Here is a 22998-nt window from a genome sequence, read left to right as displayed (position 1 = left end):
CATCCTGGGTGACATAACGCACATCATCCCAGGGCGATATCCCGTGTGGCATAGGCGTTCAGGTCCCAGCCGGCCAGATGTCCTGCCTGGAACTCAAAAAAGCCTTGACAGCCAATCATGGCGGCGTTGTCTCCGCACCAGCACAGCTCCGGGAGGAACAGCCGGTCCCCGCTCTGGGTGCAGGCGGCCTGGAGGTCCGCCCGGATGCGGCGGTTGGCGGCTACCCCTCCGGCCACGGCGATTTTTCCATAGCCCGTCTGCCGGGCGGCGGCCATCACCCGGGGGATCAGGCTGTCGCTCACCGCTTTGCCGAAGCTGGCGGCGAAGGCGGGCAGGTCCAGCGCCTCCCCCTTCTGCTGGGCGTTGTGGATCAGGTTCAGGCTGGCGGTTTTCAGGCCGGAGAAAGACATGTCCAGCTCCGCCCCGGACACGTGGGCGACGGGGAGGGGGTATGCCTGGTCGTCTCCTCCCTGAGCCAGCCGGTCCATGGGACCGCCTCCAGGATAGCCGATGCCCAGCACCCGGGCCACCTTGTCAAAGCACTCCCCGGCGGCGTCGTCCCGAGTGGAACCCAGGACGGCCATGCTGGTATAGGACCGCACGTCCACAATGGCGGTGGTCCCCCCGGAGACGCACAGGCAGACGAAGGGGGGCTCCAGATCGGGGTGGGTGATGTAGTTAGCGGCGATGTGTCCCCGGACGTGGTGGACGGGGATGAGGGGCAGGTCCAGCGCCAGAGCCGCCCCCTTGGCGAAGTTAACCCCCACCAGCACTGCCCCGATGAGGCCGGGGGCGTAGGTGACGGCCACAGCGTCCAAATCCGCTTTGGTCAGCCCGGCGTCGGAGACAGCCTTGTCCGCCAGACCGGAAACGGCCTCCACATGCTTCCGGGAGGCGATTTCAGGCACCACCCCGCCGTAAATGCTGTGCATCTCAATCTGGGAGGACACGCAGCTGGACAGCACCGTCCGCCCGTCCCGGACGACGGCGGCGGCGGTGTCGTCGCAGGAGGACTCAATGGCTAGAATGTTCATGTTGTGCTCTCCTTTGGAAATTCTCTGGTCATAATGACGGCGTCCTCCCGGGGGTGTTGGTAGTAGCCCGGACGCAGGCCGGCCCGCTGAAAGCCGTGCTTCTCATACAGGGCGATGGCGGCGGCGTTGGACTGGCGGACCTCCAGGGTGAGGAAGGCCAGATTGGCCGCCCCGAAGCGGCAGAACACGTCCAGCAGGGCGGAGGCCACCCCGTGCCGCCGGGCGTCGGGGGCCACGGCAATGTTGTCAATGTAGCCCTCGTCCAGAATCGCGTGGAGGCCGGCGTAACCCAGGATGTTGCCCTCCTCTCCGTCCTCGGCCACGATGAAGCTGGCCTGGGGGTCGAACAGGGCGTCCTCCAGCAGATGCTCGCTCCAGGGGTCGGTGAAGCACTCCCGCTCCAGCGCCGCAATCTGAGGGATATGGCTGCGGTCCATGGGGACGATCTCGTAATACATAGAAACACTCCTTCTTAAGGTGTGTAGGGGCGAACAATGTGTACTCCTACAGGATGCCGAACAGAATAAACCCCACCCCGTTAGTACCAAGATTGGCCCCCATGTGGACCAGCCAGGAGGGGAGAACGCCCCCCTCCCGGTCCAGCCAGTTGAAGAGCAGGCCGGCGGCGGTGAGTCCGGCCACCATCAGAACGATAAGAGCGGGGGAGCCCCAGCCGTCGGCAATGGACACGTGGTACAGGGCGAAGGCCAAGGCGGAGAAGCCGTAAGCCAGTTTTTTGAATCCCATCTGGTACAGGGTCAAAAAGGCGAAGCCCCGGAAGAAAAACTCCTCCAGCAGGGAGTTGCACAGGGTAATATAGGCGGCGGCCAGGGGAAAGGTCTCCCGTGTGATACCCTCCTTGGCGGCCAGATTTTCCGGGATGGCGGACAGGTCCAGCCAGGGGGAGAGGAGCACGTAGCCTCCCAGTAGGAACACCAGCACCCCCAGGGCCAGGGGAACGGCCAGCCTCACAGCCACGGCCTTTCGGAGGACACGGAAGGGCCTCCTGTCCCCGGACAGGAGTGTGTACAGCCCGGCGCAGCCCAGGAATACAGCGATTTTCAGGGCGGATTTCACCGGATAGACCGGACGCAGTGCCCCTTCCATCCAGGCCATGATCCCGCAGCCTATCAGAACAAGGAGCATGATCCCATATGCGTTTCTTCTGCTTTTATCCATGCTTTGATTTCTCCCTGAGTACAGCGGACAGTACGAGCAAAATCATTCCAATTACATATGTGTACCAATATAAAAAGCTCCACATCACCAGGTACTCCCAAAATGATGTTCTGCCGCTGTCAAGCAGGCAGCTGACGAGGCAGAAGCCAAGGGCGAACAAAAACGGGACAAGCCCTAACAGCAGCAGTCCCCTCCCGGCCCATTTCCTGCCTTTCATTCAGCTCACCCCCATAAGTACCCGTTTGGCCAGGCGTCCGAAGTGGCGGGCGGTGGTATAGACGGCGTAGCGGGTGGTGGTCTCCACCGGGTAGGAGTCCTCCCCCCAGTCTCCGGCCCGGACAGGAGCGGGTCCCTCATAGATCACATAGGGGGTCAGGCGGCGCTCCAGCGCCCGGACGGTGGGCCGGTCGGCCTCTGTCACCCCGGCCAGCTCATACCGGGCCAGCAGCTTCTGGACAAAGGTGACGCAGGTGTAGGCCCGGGAGATGCTGGGCCGGAGATGGACCAGGGAGGCCAGGGCGGCGGGGGTGTTGTAGATGTACTCCTCCCGCTCGTTCCACAGCCGGTCTAGGCAGTTGTGGAGCCAGGTCAGCTGGAGCTCGGGCACCTCCACCCGGCAGATCTTCACCCGGGCGGCCCCGGCGAAGGACTGATACCGGAGGATGGACTCCACCACGAAGCCGCCGTACAGGGGGATGGCCCGGTGGATTCGGGCGAAGGAGTACATCTTGCGGATGTCCCGGTTAAGGGAGAGGGACACGTGGTTGTACTGGTTTCGAGTAGCCTTGCGGATGAGCCGCCCTGTCCCAGTGGGGGTGGCGGAAAAGACGATATAGACGGCGTTGTCCAAAGAAATCCCTCCTTAGTAGCGGGGGCGCTTTTTCCAGATGAACCAGCCCGCTCCGCTGCCAATCAGGCCCAGGACGCAGGGGAACATAACCAGAATACCCAGCAGGGCGTCCCAGTTGTAGTGGCGGTCCAGATACTGCCAGCCCCACAGAAAGCCCGCTCCGAACAGGACCAGCGGGGCCAGCCGGACCGCTTTGATAGAACACCGGCAAAGGATCAGCTGGAGTCCGCAGAAGGGGGCGCAGAGGATGGCGAAGGTGATGAGGGTGGAGCACAGCGAGAACACAGCACTAATGAGCATTGCGGATATCCCCCTTTTGATACAGCCTACACAGCCCGTAAGCCGCCCAGGCCAGCACGCACCCCGCCGCCGGGGCGGCGCACCACCACAAGACAAGAATCCAGCCCAGAATATGCCACTCAGCGATGCGTAAAAAGGCCAGCCCGACCACGAGCATGGGTAGAAAGGGGAGCAGTTTCCACCACCAGGGCTTGGACAGCCGGAACAGAAGCAGTTGAATCAGAAGCATGGGAATCGCATGGAAGTACAGAATTAAAAATTGGAGCAGAGGGGACGCGCTGATCGGAAACTGGGAAAAGAAGGCTGCGAACATCACAAGGTATGCGGCCAGGGTCAGCACAAACGCAATCAGCAAAATTTGACCAGTACGGTTTTTCATGGGATGACCTCCTCTCAATGTAAGGGCCGCCGCCCTCGGCGGCCCGTTTTCAGGTCATCCTCAGTATATCAAAGGGAATTTGTCCCTGCAAGGAGTTTGGGACAGTCGGTCATTTTGGGCGGATAAATGGTCAGTGGGCCTCCGCCCAGGTTTTTCCGGCGTGGGTCTCGGCCAGCAGGGGGATGGACAGAGCGGCTACGCCCTCCATTTCCTCCTCCACCAGCTTGCAGATGGCGTCCGCCTCCGATTCCGGGCACTCCACGATCAGCTCGTCGTGGACCTGGAGGACCAGCTTGCCCTCCAGCCCCTCGGTTTTCAGCCGGTCCCGCACCCGGATCATGGCCAGCTTGATGATGTCGGCGGCAGTGCCCTGGATGGGGGCGTTGAGGGCTACCCGCTCCCCGAAGGACCGGGTGTTGAAGTTGGAGGATTTGATTTCGGGGATCCACCGCCGCCGTCCCCACAGGGTGGACACATACCCGGCCTGTTTGGCCTGCTCCACCACGGCGTCCATATAGGTCCGCACCCCGGCGTAGTGGGCGAAGTAGAGGTCCATATACGCCTTGGCCTCCTGCACGGTGACCCCGATGTCCTGGGACAGGGAGAAGGGGGAAATGCCGTAGACGATGCCGAAGTTCACCGCCTTGGCGCTCCGGCGCATCTGAGCGGTGACCTCTTCCAGAGGCACGCCGAAGACCTGGGAGGCGGTGATGGTGTGGATGTCCTCCCCGGACCGGAAGCCGTCGATCATGGCCTGGTCCCCGGCCATGTGGGCCAGCAGGCGAAGCTCGATCTGGGAGTAGTCCGCGTCCACCAGCACCCGCCCGGCGGGGGCGGCGAACATTTTCCGCAGCTCTGCCCCCAGCTCGGTGCGGACGGGGATGTTTTGCAGATTGGGTTCGGTGGAGCTGAGCCGCCCAGTGGCGGTGACGGTATTCTGGAAGGAGGTGTGGATGCGTCCGTCCGGACCGATGACCTTGCCTAGACCGTCCGCGTAGGTGGACTTCAGCTTGGTGAGCTGGCGGTACTCCAGGATGTGTTCGATGATGGGGTGCTCGCCCCGCAGCTTTTCCAGCACGTCGGCGTTGGTGGAGTAGCCGGTTTTGGTCTTTTTCACCGGGGGAAGGCCCAGCTTGTCGAATAGGATACCCCCCAGCTGCTGGGTGGAGTTGATGTTAAAGGTGTCCTCCCCGGCCAGGGCGTAGATGGTCTTTTGGACCGCATCAATTCGCCCGGACAGCATGGTTCCGAACTCCGCCAGCGCCCCCCGGTCAATGAGGAAGCCCTCGGTCTCCATCTCAGCCAGCACCTGACACAGGGGGAGGTCCACCGTCTCATACAGCTCCCACATGCCCAGCTCCCGAAGCCGGGCGGTGAAGGTGTCCCGCAGGGCGTCGATGAGGAGGCAGTGGCGCATCATGGCCTGGGCGGGAGGCTCCGGATCGGACAGGGGGCCGAAGGCCCCCTCATCCAGGTAGAGGCTGGCCTTGGGAAATTGCTGGCTGTAGCAGGTCAGGCCCAGCTTTTCCAGCTCATAGCTGCCGTCGGCGGGGGCCAGGAGATAGGCGGCCACCTCGGTGTCAAAGACGAACCCGGCGGGGGAGATGCCCTCGGCCAGCAGGGCCCGGCACAGATTTTTCAGGCCGTGGACCGCCTTTTTGATGGCGGGGTCGGAGAAAAGGACCCGAATCATTTCATTGTAATGCTCCAGCTTGTCCGCCCGCAAAAGGCTGGCGTTCCAGGAGTCGTCGTTCAGATGGCACTCCACGCAGACCGCGTCCAGCGAGGGGAGCGCGACAATGTGGACCACCTCCTTGGTCCGCCACAGCTCCAGCAGGCTCCGGGCGTGCTCCGGGGTGATGTCCGTCTCCAGATAGCAGCCCCCCTCCAGCACGGCGGGGACATCCGATTGGACTGCCTGCTCCCCCTGGGGGGCGGTGAGGTGGTACCGGTCGATGAGCTTGGCAAACTCCAGGTCCAAAAAGAGCTGATATAGCTTGTCGTTGTCCGGGGCCTGGCGCAGATTGTCCTCGGGCTGGAAGGCGATGGGAGCGTCGGTGCGGATGGTGGCCAGGTCGTAGGACAGGAAGGCGCTCTCCTTGCCCTCCTCCAGCTTCTTAATGAGGCCGGGCTTGGCGGGTGTGCCGGGGGCGGAGCAGATGCCAGGCATGTGGTCGTAGAGGCGGGCGATGGTGTGGTAGAGCTGGATCAGGGCCATGGCGGTCTTTTCTCCCACCCCCTTCACGCCGGGGTAGTTGTCGGAGGAGTCCCCCATGAGGGCCTTCAGGTCGATGATGTTTTTTGGGGCGAAGCCGTACTCCTCCTGGAAGGACTCCGGAGTGACATCCTTGGTTGTGGTGCGGCCCATGCGGGTGGATACCAGCTTGACGGTGGTCTTCCCCGTCACCAGCTGGAGGGAATCCTTGTCCCCGGTGACGATCACCGTCTCCCACCCGGCCTCCTCGTCCAGCCTGGCGATGGTGCCCAGCAGATCGTCGGCCTCCCAGCCGTCCAGCTCGTATCTGGGGACGTTCAGGGCAGCCAGCACCTCCTTCAGCAGGGGCATCTGACTGGCCAGCTCCTCGGGCATCCCCTTGCGGTTGGCCTTGTACTGGTCGTAGGTCTGATGGCGGAAGGTGGGGGCAGACCGGTCGAAGGTGACGCACAGCGCGTCGGGGGAAACCTCGTCCAGCAGCTTGTTGAGGATGTTGAGAAAGCCGAAAATGGCGTTGGTGGGCTGGCCCTCCCGGGTGGTCAGGCTCTGGCTCACCCCGTAAAAGGCCCGGTTGACGATGGAATTGCCGTCGAGAACCATCAGTTTTTTCATGGCGGAAGTCTCCCTCAGTTCAGAATCTTGATGTTATAGTATACCAGCTTTTGCCCCCTGGAGCAAGAAAAACAAAAACTTAACTTTCCTTCCTGCTCCGCTTGTGATATACTGGTCCACAACATATTCCAATCTGCGGAGGTTCCTATGCTGTTTAACTCCCTGCCCTTCCTGGTCTTCTTCCCCTGTGTCTTTGTTCTGTATTACGCTCTGCCCTTCCGCCTCCAAAAGTATATGCTGCTCCTTGCCAGCTACTACTTCTATATGTGCTGGAAGCCGGAGTTTATTGTGCTGATTTTGTTCTCCACTCTGGTGGATTACTGCTGCGGCCTGGGGATGGCGCGCTGTCCCAAGAGAAAAAAGTGGCTGCTGGCGGTCAGTCTGACCATGAACCTGGGACTGCTGTTCTTCTTCAAGTACCTGAACTTCTTTGGCGAGACCCTCACCGCCCTGTGCAAGGCGGTTTCCATTCCCTTCTCCGCCCCGGCGCTGAGCATCATCCTGCCAGTGGGCATCTCCTTCTACACCTTCCAGACGCTGAGCTACACCCTGGACGTCTACAAGGGCAAGCTGGAGCCGGAGCGGGACTTTGTCACCTTCGCCCTGTTTGTCTCCTTCTTTCCCCAGCTGGTGGCGGGTCCCATCGAGAAGGCGTCCAACCTGCTGCCCCAGTTGAAGAGGGAGCACCCCTTCGACTATCGCAGCGTCACCTGGGGGGCCAAGCTGATGGCCTGGGGCTTTTTCAAAAAAATGGTGGTGGCCGACCAGCTGGCCGTCCTCATTGTGGACCCGGTTTACCTGAACCTGGAGAACTACCAGGGCGGGGCGCTGGTGCTGGCTACCTGCGCCTTTGCCTTCCAGATTTACTGCGACTTCGGCGGCTACTCCGACATCGCCCGGGGCTGCGCCAAAATGATGGGCGTCGATCTGATGGTCAACTTCAAGTCCCCCTATTTTTTCTCCCACTCCATCAGCAACTACTGGCAGCGCAACCACATCTCCCTGAGCCAGTGGTTCACCGAGTACGTCTACATCCCCCTGGGGGGCAGCCGGAAGGGGAGGGCGAAGCAGTATCTGTTCACCACCATCACCTTCTTCCTCAGCGGCCTGTGGCACGGGGCGGAGTGGTCCTTTGTGATCTGGGGCCTGCTCCAGGCGGTGTACATCAACCTGGAACGGGCTTGTCACCGGTCCAAGGAGCCGCCCAAGCCGCCGCCCCTCCACCTGCTGGCCATCCTGACCACCTTCGCCCTGTCCTGCTTTTCCCTGATCTTCTTCCGGGCGGCCAATATTGGGGACGCCCTCTATGTGGTCCGGCATGCGCTGTGGGGGATCGGTGATCCGGCGCAGTACTGCAAAAACCTTCTGACCAACCTGACGGGCCTGGAGGCCATGGGCCTGGGGCTGCGCCAGGGGGCCTTCCTGCTGGGGGCTCTGCTGCTGCTGTTCCTCTTTGATCTGGCCGACGAGAGGACGGACGCCATCGCCATGGTGTCCCGTTGGCCGCTGGCCGTCCGGTGGGGGTGCTACCTGGGGCTGGCGCTGATTGTGCTGATTTTTGGCGTCTACGGTCCGGGCTACGACGTCAGGGCCTTTGCCTACTTCCAGTTCTGAGGTGGAGTCATGAAGGATAAACGGAAATTTTTCTATAAGACGTTGGCCTTTCTGGCGCTGCTGGGGCTGATCTTGTACCCTGTCCAGCGGGTGATGGCCCGAAAATCCTTGTCCGGAGCCTGGGACATGACCAACAAGGTGGGGGGCTTCTACAACGAGGAGCCGGACCAGTTTGAGGTGATGTTCTTCGGCCCCAGCCACGCCTACGCCGCCTTCAGTCCCCTGGTGATCTGGGAGGAGACGGGGGTCAAGAGCTACGTCTTTGCCACCCAGCAGCAGCCCATCTGGGCCACCTACACCTATATTAAAGAGGCGCTGAAGACCCAGTCGCCCTCCCTGATCGTGCTGGAGTGCCGGATGGCCTTCGGGGACCAGGCGTATTATATCGAGGGCAACAAGGGCAAGGACATCGGGGTGACCTACTCCTATATGGACGAGCTGCCCCTGTCTTGGAACAAGGTGGAGCTGGCGATGCAGTCCGCCCCCGACTGGGAAAACCGTTTGGGGACGCTGTTCAACTTTATGATGTACCACAGCCGCTGGAACGAGCTGAACCGGGCGGACTTTACCTTCCGCCGCTCCCAGGCCCGGGACCCCTACAAGGGCTTTGTCATGCTGGAGCCCCAGGCGGCGCCCCAGCCCCGGCCCGCCATTGAGGGCATCGAGGAGACGGCCCCTCTGCTGGAAAAGAACCAGTATTGGCTGGAGGCAATCATCCGCCTGTGCCAGACGGAGGGGATCGAGCTTTGGATCGTAAAAAGCCCCTCCAACCTGGAGGTGGAGGAGAAGCCCTGCCTCAACACCGTGAGGGCCATTGCTGCCAAATACGGCGTTCCCTTCCACGACTTCAATGAGGACTACTGCGCCATCGGCCTGACCGAGGACATGTTCTACGATGCCCACCACCTGGACGCCCTGGGTGCGACCCGGTTCAGCCGCTACTTTGCCGACGAGCTGGCGGCGGCCCGGCCCGGCCTGAGCGCCGATCCGGACGACCCGGTGTGGGCGGCGGATCTGGAGACCTATCACCAGGCGCTGGCGGCCTTTGGGTGAAAAATTTCTCCAAAAACGGCGGGGAACTGGAAACGTTTCCCGCCGTTTTGACCATTGACTTCCCATATCCCTGGTGCGTATAATACAGAGACGCCCGGACGGACCCGGGCGGTTGTTCTGGAGGGAAGAAATTATGGAATCCTATACTTATCTGCTGTTATTGGCCATTATCCTGCTGTCCACCAAGATTTTCGGCATCCTCACCGAGCGGGTCCATCTGCCCCAGGTGGTGGGGGCGCTGCTGGCGGGCATCATCATGGGTCCCAGCGGCTTCGGCGTGCTGGAGAGCACCGACTTTCTGGTGAAGGCGGCAGAGATCGGCGTTATCATGCTCATGTTCACCGCCGGCATCGACACCGACATGAAGGAGCTGAAGGAGACCGGCATTCAGGCCAGCGTCATCGCGGTGCTGGGGGTGTCGGTGCCCCTGGTGCTGTGCGGCGGGCTGTACTTCTTTTTCTTCTGCGGCGGCGAGCTGACCGCCTATAATCTGCTGAAATCCGCCTTTATGGGTTCGGTGTTCTCCGCTACCTCGGTGTCCATCACGGTGGAGACGCTGAACGAGATGGGCAAGCTGAAGACCAAAACAGGGACCACTCTCCTCAGCGCCGCTCTGATTGACGATATCATCGGCATCGTGGTGCTGTCCGTCCTCAGCGCCTTCAGCTCCGGGGATTCCGACCCGGTGCAGGTGATGGTCCACATCGCGCTCTTCTTCGCCTTTGTGCTGGTGGTGGGGCTGGTGGTCCGCCGCATCTTTACGGTCGTGGCGGAGGAGCACTGGCACAGCCGTCGGGTGGCGGTGTGGTCGCTGGCCTTCTGCCTGCTGATGGCCTACTGCTCCGAGGAGTGGTTCGGGGTGGCGGACATCACAGGGGCCTACTTCGCCGGCCTGATCCTGTGCAACGTGACCAAAGCCCGGAAGTTTGTGGCCAAAAAGTTTACCGTCACCTCCTACATGGTATTTACCCCGGTATTTTTTGCCAGCGTTGGCATGAAGACTAACCTGCGGGATATGAACTCCAGCATTTTGGTCTTTGCCCTGCTGCTGGTGCTGGCCGCGGTGCTGTCCAAGATCATGGGCTGCGGCCTGGGCGGACTGGCCTGCCGCATGAGCCGCCACCAGTCGCTGGTAGTGGGCATCGGCATGGTGGCCCGCAGCGAGGTGGCCCTGATGGTGGCCCAGCGGGGGATCAACGCCGGGATGATTGATCCGGCCATCCTGCCCGCTATCGTCCTGGCGGTCATCTGTTCGGCTCTGCTCACACCGGTGCTGCTGAAAATGGCCATTACCAGAGGCCCGGAGCTGGTCTGACACAAAAAACTCCCATCCGCTGTCCGGCGGATGGGAGTTTTTCAGCTTTGCCCCGCTGCCTGCTGCTCCAGCCAGGCGGCGGTCTGTGCCAGCCCCTCCTCGGAGAGGGGGAAGGCGGCTGTGGCGGTGATCTCGCTCAGCGTCATAGTCAGCGGCCCCTTCCAGACCTGGACGGTGAGCAGTTTTTCCTCCGCACCCTCGGGGGTCTCAGGCTGGATGAAAAAGCGGGTGCTGTCCAGACTGCCGAACCAGCTGTTGCCGTTCTCCCAGAAGAGGAGGGTGGGGATCTCGATGTGATTCAAAGGGCATGCGCCTCCTTTTGCTATAGTATGCCAGAAAAAAACGGTTCTGTAAAGAGTCCGCACCGATGGCGGCGGCCCTCATAGAATGGTATGTGGCACTGCCACATCCACTACTTTGAGTTGAAGGAGTGCGTTATGAATCGATACTATGCTTCTGATTGGGAGCAGAGCAGTCAGAACGGCGTCGTGGCTCATCTGACCGGCAGCAGCTGCGGCTGCGGCTGCAATACCGGCTGCGGCACTGGCTGCGGCTGCAATACCGGTTGTGGCTGCAATACCAACTGTGGCTGCAATACCGGTTGTGGCTGCAATACCGGCTGCGGCTGCGGCTCTGCGCCCACCCTGCCTCCAGTACCTCCCTGTCCCAGTCCGGGGCCAGGTCCCTTCCCGCCCTATCCCGGTACCGGACCAACCGGTCCCACCGGACCTCAGGGGTACCCCGGCCCGGATGGCCCCGCTGGCCCAACCGGTCCCCAGGGGATCCCCGGCCCCGCAGGTCCTGCGGGCGCCACGGGTGCCACCGGAGCCACCGGAGCAGTTGGCCCTGCTGGCGCTCAGGGTCCTGCCGGTCCTGCAGGGCCTATGGGTCCCACAGGCCCTGCCGGAGCCACCGGTGCGACGGGTGCCACCGGCGCGGTTGGCCCCACCGGCCCTGCCGGTGCGACTGGAGCCACCGGTGCGGCTGGCGCAGTCGGCCCCACCGGCCCTGCCGGTGCGACTGGAGCCACCGGTGCGGTTGGTCCCACCGGCCCTGCCGGTCCCGTTGGTGCGACTGGTGCCACCGGCGCGGCTGGCGCAGTCGGCCCCACCGGCCCTGCCGGTGCGACTGGAGCCACCGGTGCGGTTGGCCCCACCGGCCCTGCCGGTCCCGTTGGTGCGACTGGAGCCACCGGTGCGGTTGGCCCCACCGGCCCTGCCGGTCCCGTTGGTGCGACTGGTGCCACTGGCGCGGCTGGCGCAGTCGGCCCCACCGGCCCTGCCGGCCCTGCCGGTGCCGCTGGCGCAGTTGGCCCCACCGGCCCTGCCGGCCCCGTTGGTGCGACTGGTGCCACTGGCGCGGCTGGCGCAGTCGGCCCCACCGGCCCTGCCGGTGCGACGGGTGCCACCGGTGCGGTTGGTCCCACCGGCCCTGCTGGCCCTGCCGGTGCCGCTGGCGCGGTCGGCCCCACTGGCCCTGCCGGCCCTGCTGGCGCGGCTGGTGCAGTAGAGCCGTCAATATATGCACAACACAGAAAACCCCGTAATCATGCGGATTGCACACATCTTAAAGACAATTAAACAGCCCTTATAATTACACCAAAAACGCCGTAGCAAGGTTGGACAAGCCTTGATATGGCGTTTTTAAGTGGGGGATTGTCTGCGCCGTAGGTTTTCAAAATCTGCGGCGTTTTTTCATGTCCAGACGTCGAAAGGAGCGGAGAACCATGCCAGTATTCCGCGTGGAGAGAAACAAGGGGTACACGGTGATGTCCAACTACCACTTGCGGGACAAGTCCCTGTCCCTGAAAGCCAAGGGCCTGCTGTCGCAGATACTTAGGGCCTGCTTCGTAACCTCAAACTGCTTAGAAGACAAGCAATATGGGATGAAATATGGTAGAATAGGTGCAAGGGAATTGGGAAAAAGCAAGGAAAAAGCGTGCACTTATAGGGGGCGGAGTGGATGTATAAGGACAACAGTCAGCTTCGGATGGAAGATTTCATCTTTCCATATGGGAAACTGGACCCAGAAAACGATTGGGTGAAACTGGCGGCGCTGGTTCCGTGGGAGATAGCGGAGGAGCGGTATGCAGCGCGATTCGTGAACAATGGTCACCCGGCCCATCCGGCACGGATGGCATTAGGGGCGCTGCTGATTCAGCGGCGGCTGAAATGCAGCGACCAATGGCTGGTGAAGCACATTGGAGAAAACCCGTATCTGCAATATTTCATCGGCATGAAGGAGTACGGGCCGTGTCCGTTCGGGGCGTCCACGCTGGTGGCGTTCCGGAAACGGTTCAGCGAGGAGGACCTGGCAGCAATTCTGGAGGCGTCTGTCCCAAAAGCGGAGACAGGGAAACAGGATGACTCGGATGACGGGAACGATCCGCCTAACAGCGGGACATTGATTCTGGACGCCACATGCTGCCCCGCGGACATCGCCTATCCTCAGGACATCGATTTACTCAACCAAGTGCGGGAGAAAGCGGAGAAAACGGTGGACGAGCTGTGTAAAGCGGCAGGACAGAAGAAGCCCCGGATGTACCGCAAGCGCGCCCGGAAGGACTATCTCCGTCTGTCCAAAAGCAAGAAGCGCAGTGGGAAAGCAATCCGTTCCGCGATACGCAAACAGCTGCAATACATCCGCCGGGATATCAGGTACATAGCTGAATTGGTTCAAAAAGGTGCAAAATTGTCTTCAAAGCAGGCGGACCGCCTGAATATCATGACTACTGTCTACGAGCAGCAGCGCCTCATGTTTGAATCCGGGACCCACAGCATTCCCCGGCGCATCGTCAGTCTGGCCCAGCCCTGGGTCCGGCCCATCGTTCGGGGAAAAGCCCACGCCAATACCGAGTTTGGCTCAAAACTGCATATCAGTCTGGTGGATGGCTATGCCAGGATCGAACGGCTGGACTTCGAGCCCTTCAACGAATCGGAAGACCTCTGGCGGGCGGTGGCTCGGTACCGGGAGCGCTATGGCTGTTACCCGGAACGTATCCTGGCGGACAAAATCTACCGCAGCCGCCAGACACTGGCTTTTTGCAAAGAGCATGGTATTCGTCTGTCCGGTCCGGCCCTGGGAAAGCCGCCAAAAGCTCCCGGCCTGTCCCGTCAAGCAAAGAAACTGGAGTATCAGGACAACTGCGACCGCAATGCTGTGGAGGGTGTTTTCGGGACGGTCAAGACCGCTTACGGCCTGGACCGCGTCATGGCACGCCTACAGGAAACCGCTGTCTGTGTGATTGGCGTTGCACTGCTGCTCTCAAACCTTTCCTTATCCCTGAGGGCCGCTCTCGCTCTGTTTTGCCTTATGCTTCTGCTGTTTGTCTTGCCGAGGTTGCGGAGCAGAGCCTACTTAGCCTCCCGGAAGATTAGGATTACACTCTGTCCGGCGTGTGCTATATCAACCGAGAGAGCAAGGACGCTATTCGTTCCGCTGTCAACGAATTGGAGCGGGCCGGGTACATCGAGCGCCACCAGACCACGGATGAAAGCGGCAAGTTCAGCAGCAACGAATACATCATCCACGAGCAGCCTGTTTCTTTGCCGCCGTCGTTGGATAAACCGTCGTCGGAAAACCCGACAATAAAGTGTACCCTTAGTCAAGGACAAAATAAGAAATAGACACCCCAAAATTTGGACAGACATCAAAAAGGACAGCAGGCTGAATGAATCTCAACTATTTGTCACCTAATTAAAGGATCAGAAACTATCTCTGGCTCCAAAGTGTGCGCACCAAGCTCATTGGGGGTTTTAGAGATTTCAGGCGGCGAGGGTTTGCTGGGGAGATCAAGAGGATAAATGCCGGTAGTGACAAAGGAGAAATATTCGTTGGGAGAGAGCTTTGCCAAATCCCATTGATACCTCTCGTTGTTGTAATACGACATATAATCGTCAATGATCGCCTTTACCTCATCAAAAGAGGGATCGCCCGTCAAGTCAATCAAATCTTTCATATGCCCGAAGAAGCTCTCCTGTGGCGCATTGTCCCAGCAGTTTCCTTTGCGGGACATAGAGCGGCGAAGCTCGTTGTGTTCAACGAGTTCAATAAATTTGCAGCTGGTATAATGGCAGCCCTGGTCGCTGTGGATCACGGTCTCTGCATGGAGCGAGACGCCATGTTCCCGCATCAAAATATCCACCGCGTCCAGCACAAAGTCAACATCCAAGGATGGACTGAGGGTATAGGAAAGCACCTGCTTTGTATAGGCGTCCATGATCACACAGAGGTAGAGGAACGACCCACCCCAGGGGATATAAGTAATGTCCGTGAGGAGCACAAGCCGGGGGCCATAGCTCTCAAATTCACGGTCTAAAAGGTTAGGCGCATAATGATTCGTTTTCATTGCGTTTTTCATTTTGCGGTAAGGGTTTGCCCTCCGAATCGGACATTGCAAGCCGTATTTTTTCATCAACCGGCGTATCTTTTTCAGGTTCATAACCACCGGCGGAGTATTGTGGATAAGGCACATATAGATGCCCCGCGCCCCTTTGGAATATCTCCGCCGGTTGTATGCCTCCAAAACCAGCTCAAAATCAGCGCGATCCTGTGCTTCCCGCACCTGCCTGGCCGAAGCGGCGTTTAACCACGCATAGTAGCCGGACCTGGAAACCCCCGCTGTCTGGCACATCATGGATACAGATAGTTCGTTCTCACTGTTGGATAACGTCTGGTGGATCAGGGAAAAGATGGTGGAAGCCTCGTTCATGGCCGCGGCCCTTGCTTTCGTCCACCTCTGGCAGAGGATATTTTTTTTAGAAATTCCACCTCCTGCTCCAGATATTTCAGCCGGTGCTGCATCTGCCGCAGCTGAGCCTGGGTAGTTGTGTCTCCGCCTTCAGCAGACCCCTCTCCGCGCCTGCGCTGCGGCCGCTCATGGAACCCTTTCGCTGAAACCGCCTGCTTGCACACTACGTTCTGGATGCCGCTGAGACGATTCCTCCCGAGTACCTCCGGATCATAGCCCAAATCGTACATAATCGTTCTGGGTGTATCCCCTTCCTGGTATCTCCGCCAGAATTCTTCCTTGAATGCGTTTGTGAAGGTGATCTGCGTGGTGGACACATGGAGCGTGTATGGATTTTCTGCCATAACCCGCACCTGCTCTTGGGTAAACATTTTCCGTGCCATGTGTGATGCCCCTTTCTATTGGCCTCATTTTATCACACAGCCCTACCCTTAGAACATACTCTTGTCCTATATCCCTTTTCTTTCATTACTTGTTTCGTCCACTTTTAGGGTACGTCCTTACTTTTTAACCTGTCCACCAACCTGGGTCGCCATTTTTCCTGCTGTCCATAATCTTGGGTACAGTTTACAACGGGAAAACCGACGTCGGAAAATCCAACGCAATTAAATAAAGATAGAGTAACTAAAGACCAAGCTATTACTGACCGATCAATTACCCATTCCTTTCCCTCCCTTTCACCCCCTCCCGCTGGGGCGGCTGTTGCGGCTTCGCCGCCAGAAAGGAACGGAACGGAAGCGGCCACGCAGAGCGCCGTTGAGATTTACCGGGAGCTTATCAAGGAGAATATCGAATACGACCATCTCCTGCACTACTCCAAGATCGACCGGGAGGAATTGGACGGCATCGTGGAATTGCTGGTGGAAACCGTCTGCACGGCCCGCAAGTCTATCCGGGTGGCCGGTGACGACTACCCCGCCGAGCTGGTAAAGGCCAAGCTGCTGAAACTGAACAGCGGCCATATTGAGTTCGTCATGGACTGTATGCGGGAGAACACCACGAAAATCCGCAACATCAAGAAATACCTGCTGGCGGTGCTGTTCAACGCCCCCAGCACCATGGGAAGCTACTACACCGCCCTCGTCGCCCACGATATGGCGGAGGGTAAAATCTGACAAAGGAGGCCCCGAACATGAAACAGGGCGCATTGATCTTCGACGAGCGGACAGACCGCTACGACATCCGCTTTGATCTGGCCGACTATTACGGCGGCCTGCACTGTGAACAATGCTAATGGGGCCCCCGCAAAATCGAAGATTTTGTGGGGAGAGGAGGAGCAAGGGAGCGAACGCAGTTTTCGCCGCAGGCGGAAACGGAGTTGAGCGGACTTTGCGACGACGAGATGGTGGGAGGCCGCTGGAAGCCCACCCGCATTGAGTATGCCGCCGCCTGGTATCTCGTCGGCATCCGGGCCGACGACCTGAACGGCCTGCGGGTGCGTATCTGATGCGGATTTACCTGCGGCGGCTGGTAGTGCTGCCTTAGTTTTTACCCCTGACTTCTGGCAAAGGAGGTATGACGCTTGCAGGAGGAAGTCACTCAAAAGACCATCGCATTATCCATGAAAACCGGGAAGCTGACGGCCCAAGTGCTGCAAATGGCCCTGAAAAAGTTTTTGGATGCCCAGAAGCACGGCCCCAAGCTCCATCAGGGCCAGCAGAGCCTAAAGCAGTTGAAGCAGCACGGGGCGGCGTTGTCCAACATTGAGATCACCGACGCCAACATCGCCGCTTTCAAGCCCTGCGCCAAGAAATACGGCGTGGACTTCACCTTGCGGAAGGACAAGACCACCCAGCCGCCCCACTACATCGTGATCTTCAAGAGCCGGGATGTCAACGCCAATTTGAAATTGTAAGAAAACGCCGAAGAAATTTTGTAGTTTTTCGGCGGTAAGGGGGGACAAAATCAAGCGTTTCCTTGCTCAAAAAGAGTGTTCACGATTTGCTGCTTCTGGCGCATAAATTCCTTGCGTTCTTTCAGGCGGTAAGACTCGCCCTTGATGTTAATGACAGTGCAGTGATGCAGGACGCGGTCCAGGATGGCGGAGGCGATGGTGACGTCGGCAAAGACCTCGTTCCACTGGGAGAAGGTCTTGTTGGAGGTAAAGACGGTAGACGTTTTTTCATACCTTCTGGCAATCAGCTGGAAGAACAGGTTTGCGCCCTGGATGTCCATGGGGAGGTAGCCGATCTCGTCAATGATGAGCATCCTGTACTTGGCGAGAACCTTGAGCTTGTCTGGCAGACGGTTCTCAAAATGGGCCTTCTTGAGCTGCTCAATAAGCTGATGGCAGTTGATGTAGTAGGTGGAAAAGCGGTGCTGTGCCGCCACAAGGCCCAGAGCGGAGGCCAGATGGGTCTTGCCCACGCCGGGCGGGCCAAGGAAGACCACATTCTCCCCGTTTTCCAGGAAGCGCATGGTAGCTAACTCATCGATCTGGCGCTTGTCGATGGAGGGCTGGAAGGAGAAATCGAAATCGTCCAGGGTCTTCTTGATGGGAAAGCCGGACATCTGGATCTGCTTCTCATAGGCCCGTCTCCGTTTGGATTTGGCTTCTTCTGAAAAAATGTGATCCAAAACCTCCACAATGTTGAGGTTTTCAGCCACGGCCCGTTCCAGGTAGTTATCCAGAATCTCCAGGGTGTTTTTCATTTTCAGGGCTTCCAGGTTTTCCCTCAGCCTGTCCATAGTAAATTCAGTCATACAGCACCTCGTCATATCTGGACAAATCGGAGGGCTTCAAGGGGAAATCTATCACTTTGCCCTGTTCCAGCAGAACATTTTCTGCGTCCATCGTCTGCTTCAACGTAAGCCTTCGGTAATGCTGAGGATTGACAACCATGTCCTTCCTTTGATACGATATTCGGTGCAGAGCGATCTGCTTGCCTTCATAGTAGGCTGCCAGCATACTGTCGAGGGCTACGACTGCCACATCTTTGCCGATGTACTCCGCTGGCACGGAGTACTGATTGCCGGCGTACGAGATGAGGCAGTCTTTTTGTACCCGCCTCAGGTTGATTTTGTCGATGATGTACTCACGGGAGAGAGGGCTCAGGCCCTCTTTTTTCAGCCGCTCAAAGGGAATCTCGTTGGTGGTGGCGTGAACCTTGCCATTGACCTTGTTGCACCAGGCCAGGGCCTGTCCGTTCAGGTCTGCCAGGCTGTTGTACTTGATTCCGACCATGAAGTTGTCCCGCACAAACTGCACCGTCCGCTCCACTTTTCCTTTCGTCTGGCCACGGTAGGGCCGGCACAGAATGGGTTTGAATCCGTAGAATCCCGCAAAATCCTCAAACTGCCGGTTCAGTGTGGAGTCCTCCTGCTTCAAAAGCCGTTTGATCACTACCTGCTTCATATTGTCATATAGAATCTCCTCTGGGTATCCTCCAAAGTACCGGAATGCGTTCTGGTGGCACCGTATCAGTGTGTTTGTGCTCATATCCGTTACAAACTCGATGTACCGCATCCGCGAATACCCTAGAATCATGAGAAAGCAGTACAGTTTCTTCCACTTTCCATCCTCGTACACCAGGTGATCCTCGAAGAATCCCCAGTCCATCTGCCCCTGCTTCCCCGGCATCGTCTCAAACCGCACTGTTGCTTTCTCATTCAAGTCCATCTTCCGGCTGCTCACATACGCCTTGACGATGCTGTAGCCCCCGTCAAATCCCATCTCCCGCAGCTTCTCCAGGATCCGCAGCGCTGAATACGGCGCCTCCTCCAGCCACTCGTCCACGATCTGCTTGTACGGGTCCATCTTTGTTGGCTTGGGTTCGCTCAATGTGTACTCCGGCTTCTGCGGCGATTCCGCGTACCGCTTTGCTGTTCGTGGGTCCATGTGGTACTTCCGGCCCAGCTCCACATAGCTCAGCCCTTTTTGTCTGTCGCTTCGGATATCCATCCACTGTACTCCTTTCATTTCCTGACTCCCTTTCCGGGCTCTTTTTCGCCCTGATTGGGAGTCTATCTTTTTTCCTTCACCTCCGCCACAAAACTACATTTTTTCCTCGGCGTTTTCTTTCATTTTATCATTGGCGCTGACACTTTTTATCAGCAATCTGCTCATGTGGTTATTTACTACGGGAATTGCCAGTTTTACGACTATGAACATTTCTCCGCTGGACAGCATAATCGGCTGTATGCTGCTGTTCCTTACTTGCTTGTGGCAACTTCCTTTTGTTATGCTGATTGCAAGCAAAACAGGGTATCTTCCCTCTGTGCTGATAACTTTTGTGGCGAATATTGTTTCATCTACCATTGGTGCAGAAAAAGCATGGTTCTTTCTTAATCCATACGCTATTCCGGCCCGTGTAGTATGCCCATTTTTCAAGATACATCCTAACGGACTTCCCATTGAGGACGGTTCTCCGTTATTGGCTGTTGAGCACATTTTTCCCGCTCTTGCCATTAGCTTGGCATTAGCTGCTGCCTCCTTTTGGATTTGCTCTAAATTGCTTGGAAGTGGGGGAAAGTCCAATGGCTAACTATATCTGCTATTTGAAAAGTGATTTATACAAATTGTGTCATTCCTGTTTTTTCCTTCTGCACGTTATTTTTGCCGTATGCGGGGCGGCTATGATGTTACTGTATGCAGGCGTTTCCCAAAGCGATGACATCAATAAACTGGCTGCTTATTTTCAGATCATGGCCGTTGCTTTTCCCTTTGCAATCGGGATTGTCTGCTATGTTGCAGCAGAACAGGAGGCAAAAGCAGGACATTTTCAAAATATATTGACACTTCCATACAGACAGAAAGCCGCTCTTTCCAAATTGACTATTTTGCTTGTGACTGGACTTTTGGCAACCGTATTGAGTAGTGTACTATTTGGTGCGCTATTTCCACTGGTTGGCGGCACAACTGAAATTCCTTCCGGATTTTATACAGTAATTCCACTTGTCCTTTGGGGCAGTAACATTTTGCTGTATGGTATTCATTTCGTATTAGCAATTCGATTTGGTAAAAATTTGGGAATAGGGATTGGAGTGTTCGGGAGCCTTTTGGTTGCGCTTCTCCAAACAGGATTAGGCACGGGCATCTGGTTTGTTATCCCTTATGGTTGGGGCATTCGTTTTTCTTCTTACGTTCTGGAAACGAGCTTTGGCCTAATGCCGCCAGATAGAATAGGTATGGATTTTGGCATCCTCTTTTGCATATTGTCAACTTGTGCTATAATAGGAATTGTAGTCCTCTGGTTTTCCAGATATAACGGAAATCGGTCAGCCGATTAAGCGTGGAGGTAGAATTGATGAATTGGTTGGGCAATATTATTTGGTTCTTGTGCTGCGGACTGTGGCAGGGAATTTCTTGGCTGGTTGCCGGTGTTTTATGGAGCATTACCATTGTCGGTATTCCGATTGGCCGTCAATGCTTTAAGTTTGCGTCACTTGCTTTCTTCCCTTTTGGAAAAGATGTGAATTATGGCGGCGGTGCTATGTCTGCGATTGCCAATATCTTGTGGCTGCTTATCAGCGGTATCCCTTTGGCGTTGGTGGCGCTGCTGAATGGGGTGCTTTTGTGTTGTACGATTATCGGGATTCCTTTCGGAGTACAGTGCTTCAAAATGGCAAAACTGGCGTTGATGCCTTTTGGCGCAACAGTAATGTAGATGTCCTTGGAGTGCAAATAGGGCCATGAAAAAGAGGTTATCTCAAGCGGGATATATAAACCAAGGCAGAGAGGTGAGATAATGGCGCATATATTGGTAGTGGATGATGATATAGCTATGCTCCAGCTTGTCAGGCGTGTTTTAGAAAAAGATCAGCATTTAGTTACACTGCAATCAAACGCCAAGGCAGTCACAGAAATGGATTTTTCAAAGTTTGGCTTGATTTTGCTGGATGTTATGATGCCGGAAATTGATGGTTTTGACCTCTGCAATCAAATCCGCGACCGTGTAGATTGCCCGATCATTTTCCTTACTGCAAAAACGCAGGAAAGTGAAATTGTTCAGGGATTAGGACTTGGAGCAGATGACTATATCACGAAGCCGTTTGGGACAAACGAACTTAGAGCGCGGGTAAATGCTCACTTGCGGCGTGATGTAAGAGAAAAGAAAAACAGCTTTTCAATATCCGGCGTCATTTTTCACCTCAATGCGAAAGAAGCTGAAATCAACTCAAAAAAGGTTCCGTTGACAAAAAGTGAGTACGAAATATGCGAATATCTGGCGCGACATCATGGACAAACATTTACGCGGGAACAAATCTATGAGGCGGTCTTTGGATTTGACGGAGAAAGTGATAGTTCTGTTATCTCTACTCACGTCAAGAATATACGCGGGAAGTTAGCTGAATTTCATTTGTCAACGATCGAAACAATTTGGGGGGTTGGCTATAAATGGGTGTAAGAAAACTGCGTACTGTTTTTATGAAGTATGCGATATTTCTTGCGCTTGGTGTTTTTCTGGTTGCTTTTGTCAACATAGCCTTCTATCTATTTGGCGTTGAAATTGGATTTATATACCCAATAAATAGAATGAGCGCAGAAATAGAAAATGCGAGGGGAAGTTTACAATCCACAGATCGGATTACAGAAAATGAAATACCACCTCTTTGTGAATATGCCCTTTTCACAAAAGACGGAAAGTATATTGGCGGTTCGCTCGATCTGGAAGAAACAGCTTCCGTTTGGAAAATATGTATTGTGAACAATCAGACAAGCAGCAAGCCTTATCTGTATGCTGTGATAGACAGGACTGACGAAATACTGATTTTAAGGTATAGAATGACCGCCCAATTCAGCAATCCACTGCTGCATAGAATATTTCCTTCGGCAGATTGGGTGTTAATTGCTGTCATTATATTGGAAATCCTGCTTCTCTTGATTGTTTTGTCATATCTATTCGGGAAATACCTTGGGAACAAAATGGATAAATTGCTGACTGCTGTAAAGAAAATTGAGCAGCAGGATTTGAATTTTGAGGTTGAAAAAAGCCATTTATATGAAATCGACTTAACTCTGAACGCACTCAATCACATGAAATTGGCACTAAAAAAATCGCTTACAGAACAATGGCAGGCCGACAAACTGCGGCAAGAACAGATTTCTGCATTAGCCCATGATCTCAAGACACCACTAACCATCATCCGAGGCAATACGGAATTGTTGTATGATACTGACTTAACAATAGAACAACAGGAATGTGCTGACTACATCACAGACAGCTATACGCAGATGCAAGTTTATGTTAAAACCCTGATAGACCTGTCTACGGCTTCAACAGGGTATCAGCTTAATAAAGAAATCTTTAATCTTCCTGATTATCTAAAGCAAGTGAAAGTATCAATAGATGCTTTGTGCAGGACAAAAGAAATTCATTTGCGAATGAGTATGTCCGACATCCCGATGCAACTAACCGCAGATAAGGTTTTGTTAGGACGTGCCATTCAAAATGTGGTAAATAATGCGTTGGACTATTCCCCGCAAGATGGAACACTTCATATAGATGTCTGCGGAAAAGACGATTTCGTTGAAATTTCAGTCACGGACGAGGGGGAAGGATTTTCTAACGAAGCCTTGCAGCACGCGCAAGAACAATTCTTTATGGACGATCAAAGCCGTAATTCAAAGCTGCACTTTGGTATGGGCCTATATATTGCAAAATCCATTATGGAACAACATAGTGGTGAGCTTGTCTTAGAAAACTCCAAAAGTACAGGCGGTGCAAAAGTAATTTTGAAAATTCCATTTTGATAGG

Annotated in this window: 22 protein-coding genes and 6 pseudogenes; 14 read left to right on the top strand and 14 right to left on the bottom strand. The window is 56.3% G+C overall.

Going from position 1 to position 22998, the window contains the following annotated elements:
• Positions 1 to 23 precede the first annotated feature (23 nt).
• The 8 genes from tsaD to polA form a co-directional block, all read right to left on the bottom strand.
• Positions 24 to 1034, bottom strand: a complete 1011-nt coding sequence (gene tsaD / locus VV088_RS09455; protein WP_334600431.1) for a tRNA (adenosine(37)-N6)-threonylcarbamoyltransferase complex transferase subunit TsaD — start codon at positions 1032 to 1034, stop codon at positions 24 to 26.
• Positions 1031 to 1492, bottom strand: coding sequence for a ribosomal protein S18-alanine N-acetyltransferase (gene rimI, locus VV088_RS09450; protein ID WP_334600430.1), 462 nt, complete (start codon positions 1490 to 1492; stop codon positions 1031 to 1033). The genes tsaD and rimI overlap by 4 nt, the downstream gene beginning before the upstream one ends.
• Positions 1493 to 1538: 46 nt before the next feature.
• Positions 1539 to 2213 carry a CPBP family intramembrane glutamic endopeptidase gene (locus VV088_RS09445; protein WP_334600429.1) on the bottom strand — a complete coding sequence of 225 codons (675 nt, stop codon included), beginning with the start codon at positions 2211 to 2213 and terminating at the stop codon, positions 1539 to 1541.
• Positions 2206 to 2430, bottom strand: a complete 225-nt coding sequence (locus tag VV088_RS09440) for a hypothetical protein (protein WP_334600428.1) — start codon at positions 2428 to 2430, stop codon at positions 2206 to 2208. Before VV088_RS09440 ends, VV088_RS09445 begins: the two co-directional genes overlap by 8 nt.
• Complete coding sequence (locus tag VV088_RS09435) at positions 2431 to 3063, bottom strand: hypothetical protein (protein WP_334600427.1); 633 nt, start codon at positions 3061 to 3063, stop codon at positions 2431 to 2433.
• Positions 3064 to 3075: 12 nt separating this feature from the next.
• Complete coding sequence (locus VV088_RS09430; RefSeq protein ID WP_334600426.1) at positions 3076 to 3363, bottom strand: hypothetical protein; 288 nt, start codon at positions 3361 to 3363, stop codon at positions 3076 to 3078.
• Positions 3353 to 3742: a hypothetical protein gene (locus tag VV088_RS09425; protein WP_334600425.1), complete on the bottom strand. Its 390-nt coding sequence runs from the start codon at positions 3740 to 3742 to the stop codon at positions 3353 to 3355. Before VV088_RS09425 ends, VV088_RS09430 begins: the two co-directional genes overlap by 11 nt.
• A gap of 130 nt (positions 3743 to 3872) precedes the next feature.
• Positions 3873 to 6569, bottom strand: coding sequence for a DNA polymerase I (gene polA, locus VV088_RS09420; protein ID WP_334600424.1), 2697 nt, complete (start codon positions 6567 to 6569; stop codon positions 3873 to 3875).
• A gap of 147 nt (positions 6570 to 6716) precedes the next feature.
• On the opposite strand from polA, the gene VV088_RS09415 reads away from it, so the two are divergent.
• From VV088_RS09415 to VV088_RS09405, 3 genes are all read left to right on the top strand, one after another.
• Entirely contained in the window at positions 6717 to 8183 is a 1467-nt protein-coding gene (locus tag VV088_RS09415) for an MBOAT family O-acyltransferase (protein ID WP_334600423.1), read from the top strand.
• 9 nt (positions 8184 to 8192) lie between these two features.
• The gene (locus VV088_RS09410) at positions 8193 to 9236 is read left to right on the top strand and encodes a hypothetical protein (protein WP_334600422.1); all 1044 of its coding nucleotides are present in this window, start codon (positions 8193 to 8195) and stop codon (positions 9234 to 9236) included.
• A gap of 133 nt (positions 9237 to 9369) precedes the next feature.
• Complete coding sequence (locus tag VV088_RS09405; protein WP_334600421.1) at positions 9370 to 10551, top strand: cation:proton antiporter; 1182 nt, start codon at positions 9370 to 9372, stop codon at positions 10549 to 10551.
• Positions 10552 to 10592: 41 nt separating this feature from the next.
• Here the strand turns inward: VV088_RS09405 and VV088_RS09400 are convergent, their stop codons facing one another.
• Positions 10593 to 10853 carry a hypothetical protein gene (locus VV088_RS09400; protein ID WP_334600420.1) on the bottom strand — a complete coding sequence of 87 codons (261 nt, stop codon included), beginning with the start codon at positions 10851 to 10853 and terminating at the stop codon, positions 10593 to 10595.
• A gap of 135 nt (positions 10854 to 10988) precedes the next feature.
• Between VV088_RS09400 and VV088_RS09395 the strand changes: the two genes are divergently transcribed.
• The 4 genes and pseudogenes from VV088_RS09395 to VV088_RS09380 all read left to right on the top strand — a co-directional run.
• The gene (locus VV088_RS09395; protein WP_334600419.1) at positions 10989 to 12131 is read left to right on the top strand and encodes a hypothetical protein; all 1143 of its coding nucleotides are present in this window, start codon (positions 10989 to 10991) and stop codon (positions 12129 to 12131) included.
• 146 nt (positions 12132 to 12277) lie between these two features.
• Positions 12278 to 12388, top strand: a pseudogene (locus VV088_RS09390) (helix-turn-helix domain-containing protein); the annotation flags it as partial.
• Between the two features lie 125 nt (positions 12389 to 12513).
• A pseudogene (locus VV088_RS09385) lies at positions 12514 to 13827 on the top strand (IS5 family transposase); the annotation flags it as partial.
• 77 nt (positions 13828 to 13904) lie between these two features.
• Positions 13905 to 14135: pseudogene (locus tag VV088_RS09380) on the top strand (helix-turn-helix domain-containing protein); the annotation flags it as partial.
• A 104-nt stretch (positions 14136 to 14239) separates the two neighbouring features.
• Here VV088_RS09380 and VV088_RS09375 read toward each other — a convergent pair.
• Positions 14240 to 15262 (bottom strand): IS3 family transposase, encoded by a 1023-nt coding sequence (locus VV088_RS09375; protein ID WP_334600186.1) that lies wholly within the window; start codon positions 15260 to 15262, stop codon positions 14240 to 14242.
• Positions 15259 to 15684, bottom strand: coding sequence for an HTH domain-containing protein (locus tag VV088_RS09370; RefSeq protein WP_334599158.1), 426 nt, complete (start codon positions 15682 to 15684; stop codon positions 15259 to 15261). The genes VV088_RS09375 and VV088_RS09370 overlap by 4 nt, the downstream gene beginning before the upstream one ends.
• A gap of 186 nt (positions 15685 to 15870) precedes the next feature.
• Between VV088_RS09370 and VV088_RS09365 the strand changes: the two are divergent.
• From VV088_RS09365 to VV088_RS09355, 3 pseudogenes are all read left to right on the top strand, one after another.
• Positions 15871 to 16416, top strand: a pseudogene (locus tag VV088_RS09365) (DUF6017 domain-containing protein); the annotation flags it as partial.
• Positions 16417 to 16433: 17 nt separating this feature from the next.
• Positions 16434 to 16748, top strand: a pseudogene (locus VV088_RS09360) (DUF5348 domain-containing protein).
• 75 nt (positions 16749 to 16823) lie between these two features.
• Positions 16824 to 17138: pseudogene (locus VV088_RS09355) on the top strand (PcfB family protein); the annotation flags it as partial.
• A gap of 68 nt (positions 17139 to 17206) precedes the next feature.
• Here VV088_RS09355 and istB read toward each other — a convergent pair.
• The 3 genes from istB to VV088_RS09340 form a co-directional block, all read right to left on the bottom strand.
• A complete protein-coding gene (gene istB / locus VV088_RS09350) occupies positions 17207 to 18004 on the bottom strand; it encodes an IS21-like element helper ATPase IstB (protein ID WP_334599536.1) in 798 nt (265 codons plus the stop codon).
• Complete coding sequence (istA, locus tag VV088_RS09345) at positions 17997 to 19220, bottom strand: IS21 family transposase (RefSeq protein WP_334599537.1); 1224 nt, start codon at positions 19218 to 19220, stop codon at positions 17997 to 17999. Before istA ends, istB begins: the two co-directional genes overlap by 8 nt.
• A gap of 75 nt (positions 19221 to 19295) precedes the next feature.
• A complete protein-coding gene (locus tag VV088_RS09340) occupies positions 19296 to 19655 on the bottom strand; it encodes a hypothetical protein (RefSeq protein ID WP_334600418.1) in 360 nt (119 codons plus the stop codon).
• 122 nt (positions 19656 to 19777) lie between these two features.
• On the opposite strand from VV088_RS09340, the gene VV088_RS09335 reads away from it, so the two are divergent.
• The 4 genes from VV088_RS09335 to VV088_RS09320 all read left to right on the top strand — a co-directional run bounded on the left by VV088_RS09335 (position 19778) and on the right by VV088_RS09320 (position 22994).
• The gene (locus VV088_RS09335) at positions 19778 to 20530 is read left to right on the top strand and encodes a lantibiotic immunity ABC transporter MutG family permease subunit (protein ID WP_334600417.1); all 753 of its coding nucleotides are present in this window, start codon (positions 19778 to 19780) and stop codon (positions 20528 to 20530) included.
• A 17-nt stretch (positions 20531 to 20547) separates the two neighbouring features.
• Complete coding sequence (locus tag VV088_RS09330) at positions 20548 to 20907, top strand: YccF domain-containing protein (protein ID WP_160636315.1); 360 nt, start codon at positions 20548 to 20550, stop codon at positions 20905 to 20907.
• 81 nt (positions 20908 to 20988) lie between these two features.
• Positions 20989 to 21648: a response regulator transcription factor gene (locus tag VV088_RS09325; protein ID WP_160237488.1), complete on the top strand. Its 660-nt coding sequence runs from the start codon at positions 20989 to 20991 to the stop codon at positions 21646 to 21648.
• Positions 21639 to 22994, top strand: a complete 1356-nt coding sequence (locus tag VV088_RS09320; protein ID WP_334600415.1) for a sensor histidine kinase — start codon at positions 21639 to 21641, stop codon at positions 22992 to 22994. The genes VV088_RS09325 and VV088_RS09320 overlap by 10 nt, the downstream gene beginning before the upstream one ends.
• The last annotated feature ends 4 nt before the right edge of the window (positions 22995 to 22998 follow it).

Source organism: Lawsonibacter sp. JLR.KK007 (assembly GCF_036941135.1).
Classification (GTDB): domain Bacteria; phylum Bacillota; class Clostridia; order Oscillospirales; family Oscillospiraceae; genus Lawsonibacter.
Note: the sequence above shows the minus strand (reverse complement) of the source record. Positions and strands in the feature narration are given on the sequence as shown.